Source organism: Nitrososphaera sp. AFS (assembly GCF_009898475.1).
Classification (GTDB): Archaea; Thermoproteota; Nitrososphaeria; order Nitrososphaerales; family Nitrososphaeraceae; genus Nitrosopolaris.
Genome location: NZ_QURE01000089.1, coordinates 1 through 8,208 on the forward strand (window position 1 = coordinate 1; position 8,208 = coordinate 8,208).

The 8,208-nt window shown below is 40.6% G+C and carries 9 protein-coding genes; 3 read left to right on the plus strand and 6 right to left on the minus strand.

What is annotated here, in order from left to right; genetic code table 11:
- The 3 genes from DYY65_RS09060 to meaB all read right to left on the minus strand — a co-directional run.
- The coding region (locus DYY65_RS09060) for an adenosylhomocysteinase (RefSeq protein ID WP_162477637.1) at nucleotides 1–1,111 on the minus strand (1,111 nt) is incomplete at its 3' end.
- Between the two features lie 101 nt (nucleotides 1,112–1,212).
- A complete protein-coding gene (locus tag DYY65_RS09065) occupies nucleotides 1,213–2,793 on the minus strand; it encodes an acyl-CoA mutase large subunit family protein (RefSeq protein ID WP_162477638.1) in 1,581 nt (526 codons plus the stop codon).
- Nucleotides 2,794–2,800: 7 nt separating this feature from the next.
- A complete protein-coding gene (gene meaB, locus DYY65_RS09070; protein ID WP_162477639.1) occupies nucleotides 2,801–3,724 on the minus strand; it encodes a methylmalonyl Co-A mutase-associated GTPase MeaB in 924 nt (307 codons plus the stop codon).
- A 125-nt stretch (nucleotides 3,725–3,849) separates the two neighbouring features.
- On the opposite strand from meaB, the gene DYY65_RS09075 reads away from it, so the two are divergent.
- Nucleotides 3,850–4,293 carry a cobalamin B12-binding domain-containing protein gene (locus DYY65_RS09075; RefSeq protein WP_162477640.1) on the plus strand — a complete coding sequence of 148 codons (444 nt, stop codon included), beginning with the start codon at nucleotides 3,850–3,852 and terminating at the stop codon, nucleotides 4,291–4,293.
- A 365-nt stretch (nucleotides 4,294–4,658) separates the two neighbouring features.
- Here the strand turns inward: DYY65_RS09075 and DYY65_RS09080 are convergent, their stop codons facing one another.
- A complete protein-coding gene (locus DYY65_RS09080; protein ID WP_162477641.1) occupies nucleotides 4,659–5,048 on the minus strand; it encodes a response regulator in 390 nt (129 codons plus the stop codon).
- Between the two features lie 187 nt (nucleotides 5,049–5,235).
- Nucleotides 5,236–6,063 (minus strand): hypothetical protein, encoded by an 828-nt coding sequence (locus DYY65_RS09085; RefSeq protein ID WP_162477642.1) that lies wholly within the window; start codon nucleotides 6,061–6,063, stop codon nucleotides 5,236–5,238.
- 102 nt (nucleotides 6,064–6,165) lie between these two features.
- On the opposite strand from DYY65_RS09085, the gene DYY65_RS09090 reads away from it, so the two are divergent.
- Nucleotides 6,166–6,594, plus strand: coding sequence for a J domain-containing protein (locus tag DYY65_RS09090; protein WP_201449434.1), 429 nt, complete (start codon nucleotides 6,166–6,168; stop codon nucleotides 6,592–6,594).
- A 109-nt stretch (nucleotides 6,595–6,703) separates the two neighbouring features.
- Entirely contained in the window at nucleotides 6,704–7,216 is a 513-nt protein-coding gene (locus tag DYY65_RS09095; RefSeq protein WP_162477643.1) for a DUF192 domain-containing protein, read from the plus strand.
- A gap of 150 nt (nucleotides 7,217–7,366) precedes the next feature.
- On the opposite strand, the gene DYY65_RS09100 is transcribed toward DYY65_RS09095, so the two are convergent.
- Nucleotides 7,367–8,143 carry a tRNA (adenine-N1)-methyltransferase gene (locus DYY65_RS09100; protein WP_162477644.1) on the minus strand — a complete coding sequence of 259 codons (777 nt, stop codon included), beginning with the start codon at nucleotides 8,141–8,143 and terminating at the stop codon, nucleotides 7,367–7,369.
- Between the last annotated feature and the right edge of the window lie 65 nt (nucleotides 8,144–8,208).

Sequence of the window (8,208 nt, forward strand, 5' to 3'; positions counted from 1 at the left end):
TGTTCTCTAAAGAATCGTGCTTCTCAGAAAGGTAAATTATAGCTAGTAATTGGTTGGCAAACGAAAGTGCCATCACTTCGGGGGCATTTCCCTCTGCTCCGACCAAATTAACGACTCTTCCTTTTGACAGTAGGTATATTCTATTGCCATTGAAATTATAGCAATCGATGTTGGATCTTACTGCCTTGGGTTTTCCAGCACAAGAATTAAGGGAACTGACATCTATCTCAACATCAAAATGTCCCGCATTACATAAGAATACCCCATCCTTCATCTTTTTAATATGTTCTTCTCTGATAACGTTGGTGGCGCCAGTACATGTCACAAAAACATCTCCAGATGAAGCTAAGTCTGATAACGGTTTAACATCGAATCCATCCATGTGTGCCTCAAGGGCCTTGATGGGATCTATCTCACTCACAGATACTATCGCGCCCATTCCCCGTGCCTTAACACAGACACCTCTTCCAACCCAACCGTAGCCGCATACTACAAAGTGCTTTCCCGCTAAAAGTATGCCTGTAATCCGCAGTATGCCATCAATAGTGCTTTGGCCAGTTCCATATCTATTATCGAACATATGCTTCGTAGGTGAATTATTTACCGCAATGACTGGATAATTCAAAATGTTTTTTGCCTGCAAAGACTCGAGCCTATTTACACCCGTCGTGGTCTCTTCAGTTCCACCGAAAATGCGAAATTCCGTACCCGTATGTGCTGCAGTATGCAAGTCGGCTCCATCGTCGGTTATAATATCAGGATTGGATTGTAGAACCTTGTTTATACAGTCATCGTATTCATCCTTGGTTTGATCCTTCCACGCATAGGTTCGTATTCCCTTTGAGTACAAGAACGCTGCTACCTCATCCTTTGTGGACAATGGGTTTGCAGAGCAAATGGCAACGTCTGCGCCAAGCAACTGCGCGCTCATCGCCAACACAGATGTTTCCTTAGTTATGTGAAGACAAAATCCTAGTCTGAGACCAGTCAGAGGTTTCTTGACTATATGGCGTTCTACAATCTTTTCAATCATGGTCATTCGCGATTTGGCCCACTGATATGACGCAAGCCCTTCTGTTGATAAATCGGGATCTAAAATTTTACCGCTCAAAAGCCCTTAACTCGAAGTAAGGCAAGAGGATGATCAATTATAATCTATTGCGGATTTGAGATGTTTGAGTGTTAGCTTTTTTTTGAATGTGATGCATCTCATTAGAAAGCGACCTTGGGCTCGAAGACACCAAATACTTCTTTGAATACAGCGCTAATTTCTCCTAATGTTACATTTGACTGTACTGCGGCGATTATATGCGGCATTAGATTTTGATTTGGATCTTCTGCAGAGGTTTGAAGAGTGCTAATTGCTGCTTCAACCTTTGCTTTGTCACGGTTTATCTTGAACTCCTTAAGTCTAGAGACTTGTCGGCTTTCAATCTCATTGTCTAGTACGCTTATTTTTGGTTCTACATCTTTCGTGTCTTGATACTTGTTAACCCCTACTATGATACGCTCTTTGGAATCTATCTCCTTTTTTAATCTGTAGGCATTCTTTCTTATCTCATCTTGGAAAAAGCCCCTCTCAACTGCTGCTAACGCCCCTCCCAGGCTTTGAATTTGTTTCAGATATTTTTCTACTTCATCTTCAATGGTCTGTGTCAAGTATTCCACATAATAGGATCCACCTATGGGATCTACTGTCTTAGTGACACCGCTTTCCGATGCTATAATTTGTTGCGTTCTCAATGCTACTTTTACCGAATCTTCTGTTGGCAATGCTAGTGCCTCGTCCCTAGAGTTAGTATGCAGAGATTGACAGCCACCTAGTACTGCTGCTAGTGCCTGCGTTGTAACTCTGACGATATTATTATCGACCTGCTGAGCAGTGAGTGATTCGCCACTTGTTTGAACGTGAAATCTCAAATGAAGGGATTTCTCCTCTCTAGCATGAAAAGTATCTTTCATTATCTTAGCGTATATTCTTCTTGCAGCCCTAAATTTAGCAATCTCTTCAAAGAATTCCATTGTACCACAAAAGAAAAATGAAAGTCTTTGTGCAAAGTCATCAATCTTAATTCCCCTATCCAGGCAAGTCTCAATATATTGTATAGCGTTCGCAAATGTGAAAGCTAATTCCTGGACAGCGGTACAGCCAGCCTCCCGCATATGGTAACCGGAAATACTGATGGGATACCATTGAGGCACATTCTTCGAACAGTACTCTATGGTATCACCTATCAGCCTCAATGAAGGTTTTGGAGGATAGATATACGTGTTTCTAGCGATATATTCTTTTAGAATATCATTCTGAGTAGTTCCCCTCAAAGTAGCCGGAGAATAACCCTGTATCCCGGCTACGCTAATGTAAAGAGCAAGTAATGTAGAAGCGGTTGCGTTGATAGTCATCGAAGTACTAACTTTATCCATAGGGATTCCGTCAAAACAGGATACCATATTCTTTAGTGAGCTTATCGCAACCCCAGTCCTACCAACCTCTCCTTCTGACTGGGGATCATCTGAATCACGGCCGGTTTGGGTGGGGAGGTCGAATGCGAGTGAAAGACCAGTCTGGCCATGGGTGAGCAAAAATTTAAATCGGCTATTCGTCTCCTCAGCACTTCCGAAACCGCTATATTGCCTCATGGTCCATAAACGGTCTGTATACATGCCCGGGTAGATGCCTCTCAAGTATGGATACTTCCCAGGTTCGTTTTCTTCGACAGTACCACGAATGGAACTCTTTTTATAGACTCTACTCACGGGTATTCCAGAGTCTGTTTTAGCAATTTCAGTCATGTAGTTTTCACATTAAAAGTTTGGCGGCAAGCCCTTTAGCGGCGATGTACGGGTCCATTTCCTTCTTTGCTATTTTTTCAATGTATTCTTGACATTCGTTATCCTTCATTAAGGTCGAGGAAACTTTGTCTTCTAACATGGCCAAAATTATGTCTTTCAACTCTAGCTTGAGCATCCTTTTCTCGCGATCTCTATAATTTTCTCCCTTAATAAGCAGCAACTTTTCAATGTGCTCAGCAAGTTCCTTAATTCCGTCTCCTTTTTTTGCAGATGCCTTCATGACCGTGGGTTTACGAGGCGTGTCTCCTACGAAATCGGTAATGGAGTTGAATAGGGTCGAGGATCCTTCAAGGTCGCCTTTATTGATTATGTACAGGTCTCCTACCTCAGTCAGGCCTGCTTTTATTGCCTGTATGTTGTCACCTGTTTGAGGGCTAAACACAACGGCAGTCACATCAACTACCGCAGAAATTTGTACTTCCAATTGGCCAGCACCGACACTTTCAACGATTATCAACGTAAACCCAGCAGCGTCAAGTATTCGTATTATGTTCCGCACTGATCTGGAGATGCCACCTGTTGCACCTCTTGAAGCAATACTTCTCATAAATACACTCTGATCATCCATGGTGCTTCGCATTCTTATCCGGTCTCCTAATATTGCTCCTCCCGTGATTGGGCTTGTTGGATCTACCGCCAAGACTGCTACTCTGTGCCCTAGTTTCTTAAATTCCGGTACCAAGCTTTCAATCAACGAACTTTTTCCCGCGCCTCCTGCACCAGTGAAACCCACAGTTTTGGCCTTGCCTGTTTTGTAGAATACCTGACTCAGAATTGAATAAGAATCAGGTTCTTTGTTATCCACCACGGAAATGGCTCTAGCAAGAGAACGACGATCGCCACTGAGGACTCCCTCTACTAAAGGATGCATCGTATATTTATGGTAGGCTCGCGGATATTAAATACTTCCAATTTCATTGTTTTTATCAGTAAGGATAAGCTGCCCAAACAGGTTCTGGCAGTAAGTTTTATAGTCTATGGCTTTAATCTTCCTTGATGGCCCAAGATGAACACCAGCTAAGCCCACCAGTACAACAGCAGCTACAGCAAAAAAAGATTAGGGTACTTGTGTCAAAGCTTGGATTGGATGGCCACGACAGAGGAGCCCTAGTGATATGTAGAGCGTTGAGGGATGCAGGCATGGAGGTAATCTACTCTGGCCTCTTTTGTACTCCAGAGCGAGTTGCTAATATAGCGATCGATGAAGATGTTGACGTCATTGCCATGAGCCTGCTAAATGGTGCGCACCTTGTCCTTTTCCCCAAAGTCGCAAGGCTTCTAAGGGAAAGAGGCGTAAGTGATATACTACTGATTGGAGGGGGAATTATACCCGAAAATGATAGGAAATTATTGGAAAAAGAGGGTATTTCAGGTAATTTTGGTCCAGGCACGCCATTAACTGCTATAGTTGAACATATTAAATCGAATCTTAGGAAGTAACATTATGAATCGAGCGCATACGTTTAGCTAAGTTTAGTTATTATAGCTAATTTGTCGCGAAGAGGCTCGGTTTTTAGTTGTGCACTAGAATAGCATTTGAAATTATTCAAACAGCTTGATGGGATTGCGACGCCTAAGTAATTCCTTCGGTTGGTTCATTCTGTCTCTTGTTTTAAATTCAGATTGATATGGTTCTGTTCATAAATACCTACTCTAAAAATATCATTTATTATTACGACAATGTTGCAATGTTGAATTATCAGAATTAAAATCCAAAGTGTAAGATATAGTGAGCTTTTGGATATGACTCTTAATTTCTCTGGATCAAAGGACCGTATTCGTATTTGGGATTATCGCCGTGAGTATCAGCGATCGGATATTCTACGGTGCGCAGGTACCTCTAACTGTTCGTTTATCTTTTTCACCAGGTTTGCAATCTCGATTGGTTTGGTAATGAAACACCCCACTTCCATGGTAGGAAATACTTCTCTTAATGCTTCATAGTACACTTCGAATGCTGTGATAAAACAAACTTTAACGGCATCTATTTTTTCCATTTCTTTATACAGCTCAAAACCGTTCATTTTCGGCATTCTAACATCAATTAGAAGTAGATCATACCTTGAGGCTCTAAAGCTTGACAACGCCTGTATCGGGTCATTGAATACATCTACTTCGAATCCATTTGATTGTAGACCCTGCTTGAATGTGATCGTGATATCTGGATCGTCGTCGACTATTAGAACCCTCGTCATATTCAAACGATGGAGGTGACATGCTATTATAACTTTTGAAACAAATCGGTATAATTAGTCCCTGCCTGATTGTCATTATTATTGTAAAGTATTCGCCATTTACGTATAAATCAGCTTGGAGCTGAGACGTAAAAGGTCACTATTTTTCAAAAAATAGCAGTCCTTAAGTCCATTTTTCATGGCGAGTTTAGCTGGATATAATTGTGAAAAGAAGATAAATTTCAATATTTTTTTTTTGTCTAGTTGAAGTTATATAAAATACTGAGACATTATGCCTACTTAGACGATTTTTAATGACCTTGCTTACACGAACGTCATCTTCATTATTAGCCATTATGATGATCATGTCATTACTTTTAATACCAAAAATTGGAGAATGACAATAATCATCTAAGTTATATGCGAATGTGGCCTTCCCAAATACCTCATTCATCTTCAGGGAACCATATAAAGCTGCTGGAAATGCTAGACCATTTCCCAAAAAAACATACTTGGATTGTTCCTCAACCACAAAATGTACTAAGGACTCTGCATAGTCGACTGATTCATCGAAAGTATTCTGTAAGTTATTCAACTTTACTTTGTTCATTAATGAAATACAATTCATAACACATGCAGTGAATCCTACAGTACCGGCTGTTACTACATTAGCACTTTTATATCGCACTTTGATTAGTTCGTCTGATGTTCTACCTAAAAGGCTCTCTGGTTTTGCTGTTATCGACACAGTCCGCTGGGCATATCTTTTTGCCATTTTTGCAGCTAATAAAGTAGCCCTCGTAGCACCGGAGACCGATACCAAAAATACTTTTCGGTTTAGAACAATTTTTGGATTCATTACAATATCCATTGGATGACAACATTTGGCTCTGCAGCTGGAAACATAACTTCCGATCAGTGAGGCCACAAATGAGTCTCCTGAACCAGTAAAAATACAGTCTTCGATGTTTTCTTCAACCGATGGAAGCTCTAATGATACCAATTGTTCTATCTGATGGTGAATATCTCTGTTCATGGCCTCAATCGATCGCACAAACCAGAATAGCGGACAAAGAAATTAATGCTTTTTGACTCAGAATCGTATAGACATATTTAACAGACATACCTAATAGTAAGGGTGCCGAATTACTATGACATACTAGAGGTTAGTAATCGTGCCTCGCACTCGGATATCAAGAAATCCTTTAGAAGCCTTGCGATGAAATACCACCCCGACAAAAATAAGAACTCTGAGGACTCGAAAATTAAATTTATGCAGATAATAGAAGCATACGAAGTCCTCTCAGATGAGTCAACTCGAAAAGACTATGACAATAAAACCAATCATGGAGTGCGAAATTATACGCCTGCAACCCAGTGGAATCCATCTGCAGATTTTGACAGAATATATAGTTATTCTGAGATCAAGAGAAGATATCGGGAAACAACATCCCATGGTGGGATGTGGGACATAAGTGAGAGTGCGAGCGCAGGGTTATGGAAGGCCACCATAGTTCTATTCGGCGGGCTCGGTGCGCTAGTTATTTTTATAATGATTCTACATTAAATTTATTGAGTCATATTGAACTAGGTTTTATGCTCAATTCTCCCAACTTGTGCAGGATATTAACCAAAACCATCAGAATATATGAAAGCTAGTTGAGTCAGAAAATATTATGCAAGTTAAACTAATTGGATCTCTTCTAGTTGCGTTCATTGCTGGGGGATTATTACTAGTTATAATAAATACATCGATAAACCATACTCATGCGGACAACTTTCTAGCAGGTATTTCTGCTCCTCCTGATCGATATCTAAAGGCGGAAGTCACGGTAAATAATTTTAGACTGATCGCTGATTTAGCGCTCACCCAGAACCAACAGACTAAAGGTTTGGCTGTGAAGAACACTATGAATGAAAGCCAAGGCATGCTATTTGTATTTGAACACCCTTCATTGGAATCATTCTGGATGAAAGATATGAAGTTCCCTATCGACATTATCTGGATCGATGCAAATCGTTCTGTAGTCTATATCGCTTCCCAGTTGAAGCCGTGTCCAGCCGTAGGAGATTGTCCCGCATATGTTCCCACTAAAGAATCAATGTATGTTCTAGAAACCAAAGCCGGATTTTCTCACAGACACGATGTTAAACCAGGCACCCAAATGAATTTCCACCTTTTGGGCTGATACGCTATTTACACATGGCAGCATTTCCATAGTCAGAGTTCTATTGAGCTAAATGAAGACATATTTGTTGATTTGTTCGCAAGAGAAATTATAATTGCGCCCTCAGCTTACAAAATAGACTCAACTGGCCGTGTATGTATGTGACTGAGTTTAGCTTATTACAATACCAGTTTTTCTGGCAAATATCAGATAAGTTGTATGTCCTATCATTCTCATGGATGGCCTAGTCATGCCTTCTCGAGCTTCAATGCTTCGTAACATTAATTCTACGCAATCGATGTCGATGAAGCTATTACTCTTCAGTTCTATGGCCGATTTTTCTAGCTGGTTCATAGTAGGACAAATTGCTATAAACGCACCGCTTGGCTTGAGGGAAGGATAAACTTGGGATACTATATTCCAAGGATCACCCAGATCTACTATGACAGCGTCAAAACAGACGTTATCATATCTCTGTATGGGATCAAACAAATGGGTTGTAACATACTTGGTCATCGCAGCTTTTTCGATATTTCGTCTCGCAATCTCAATATAATTGGGGTTTACGTCGTAGGTATAGATATGGCCATCAGGCTTTACAATACTGGCAAGAAAAGTGGTTAGGGCACCACTACCTGTACCGATCTCGAGTACTTTTGAACCACTCTGGATCCCAGCACGAGCCACAATAAATCCTAATTCCTTCGGATATATGATCTGGGTTGCTCTTTCTGATTTCATTATAAAGTCGTGGATTGTTGGTTCGACTAGATGGATCAGTTTACCTTCTGTAGTCTTGACAATGCTACCATACTCTAGCCCTATTATTGACGAGATGTCTATCACCCCTAAATGGGTGTGCAATTTCTTATTACTTGTCACCCTGGTCAGCCATTTCTTTGAGGAGGTATGAAAAAGCAGTACATAACACCCATCTTGTATCACCATAAGCTAAAAAGTATCTGGATACACAATAAATAAAAATTCTTCCCAAAGTTTTTCATGATTCACAA

Coding starts and splice junctions, on each gene's coding strand:
- DYY65_RS09095 (WP_162477643.1), top strand. CDS start 6,704: ATGCAAGTTAAACTAATTGGATCTCTTCTAGTTGCGTTCATTGCTGGG.
- DYY65_RS09100 (WP_162477644.1), bottom strand. CDS start 8,143: ATGGTGATACAAGATGGGTGTTATGTACTGCTTTTTCATACCTCCTCA.
- DYY65_RS09080 (WP_162477641.1), bottom strand. CDS start 5,048: ATGACGAGGGTTCTAATAGTCGACGACGATCCAGATATCACGATCACA.
- DYY65_RS09065 (WP_162477638.1), bottom strand. CDS start 2,793: ATGACTGAAATTGCTAAAACAGACTCTGGAATACCCGTGAGTAGAGTC.
- meaB (WP_162477639.1), bottom strand. CDS start 3,724: ATGCATCCTTTAGTAGAGGGAGTCCTCAGTGGCGATCGTCGTTCTCTT.
- DYY65_RS09085 (WP_162477642.1), bottom strand. CDS start 6,063: ATGAACAGAGATATTCACCATCAGATAGAACAATTGGTATCATTAGAG.
- DYY65_RS09075 (WP_162477640.1), top strand. CDS start 3,850: ATGGCCCAAGATGAACACCAGCTAAGCCCACCAGTACAACAGCAGCTA.